Here is a 1,264-nt window from a genome sequence, read left to right as displayed (position 1 = left end):
ATTTCATTAAAGCCAGCAAATTAATAAAAAGCAAATCATAAAAAACTACTTTAAAGCGCATTAAATTATTAAAAACTAAGACAAAATTGCATAAAAAAGAGTCTAAAACAGCATGAGCCGTAAAGTGCAAGACAAAATTGAATATTTTTAAACTGCTAAGGCATGTTCCCTGTATTCGCAGGGAGTCATGCCTTTTGTTTTCTGTGATATTCGTCGATTGTTAAACCAATCGACGTAATTCTTTGTGATTTCCTTGAATTCTCCAATAGGTTCTGTTGCAAAGTTTTCCAAAAAATCTATTTTAGTGTAAAATTGAGAAAAAAGACAGAGAGGACAGAGTAATGAATCATTTTAAAGGCAAACAATTCAAAAAAGACGTCATTATTGTCGCTGTTGGTTACTACCTGCGTTACAATCTAAGCTATCGTGAAGTTCAGGAATTGTTATATGATCGTGGAATAAATGTTTGTCATACTACGATTTATCGTTGGGTGCAAGAGTACAGCAAAGTCCTCTATTATCTTTGGAAGAAGCAAAATAGACAATCCTTCTATTCATGGAAAATGGACGAAACCTATATCAAAATTAAGGGACGTTGGCATTATCTTTATCGTGCAATTGATGCGGACGGCTTAACCTTAGATATCTGGTTACGAAAGAAACGGGATACGCAAGCAGCCTATGCTTTCTTAAAATGACTCCATAAACAGTTTGGTGAGCCGAAAGCAATTGTGACCGATAAAGCACCTTCTCTTGGCTCCGCCTTTAGAAAGTTACAGAGTGTGGGTTTATATACTAAGACAGAGCACCGAACTGTGAAGTATCTTAACAATTTAATAGAACAAGACCATCGACCTATTAAACGACGAAATAAATTTTATCAAAGTCTCCGTACAGCCTCTTCCACGATTAAGGGCATGGAGACCATTCGAGGAATATATAAAAAGAACCGAAGAAATGGAACGCTCTTCGGCTTTTCGGTGTCTACTGAAATCAAGGTATTAATGGGAATACCAGCCTAAGATATTTGGAGTTCAGAGAGGGCGCGTTTGATTTTCAAACTTCGCAACAGAACCATCAATTCATTTTAGCTTAAATTTGAAAAAAAAGATAGTTAGAACTGGACTAAATTCAAATAAATGGATACAAAATGGAATACATCTTCTTAGGTCAATACCCGAATTGCTAGTTGATTTCATTGGAAAATAAATAAGTCGTGCTATCCTAATCTTAAACCACTAGGCATTAGAAAGCGCACGACTTA

1 protein-coding gene and 1 pseudogene are annotated in these 1,264 nt (G+C 35.5%); one reads left to right on the top strand and one right to left on the bottom strand.

Annotated elements, in window-relative coordinates:
• Window positions 1-147: 147 nt before the first annotated feature.
• Window positions 148-291, bottom strand: a complete 144-nt coding sequence (locus tag ABZW17_RS46710) for an IS3 family transposase (RefSeq protein ID WP_101812836.1) — start codon at window positions 289-291, stop codon at window positions 148-150.
• A gap of 50 nt (window positions 292-341) precedes the next feature.
• Here ABZW17_RS46710 and ABZW17_RS46705 point away from each other — a divergent pair.
• A pseudogene (locus ABZW17_RS46705) lies at window positions 342-1,022 on the top strand (IS6 family transposase).
• Window positions 1,023-1,264: the final 242 nt, after the last annotated feature.

Origin of the sequence: Amycolatopsis sp. NPDC004625, assembly GCF_040609695.1 — a bacterium.
Classification (GTDB): Bacteria; Actinomycetota; Actinomycetes; order Mycobacteriales; family Pseudonocardiaceae; genus Amycolatopsis.
The sequence above is the reverse complement of the archived record's forward strand: the minus strand, read 5'-3'. Positions and strand labels throughout refer to the sequence as shown.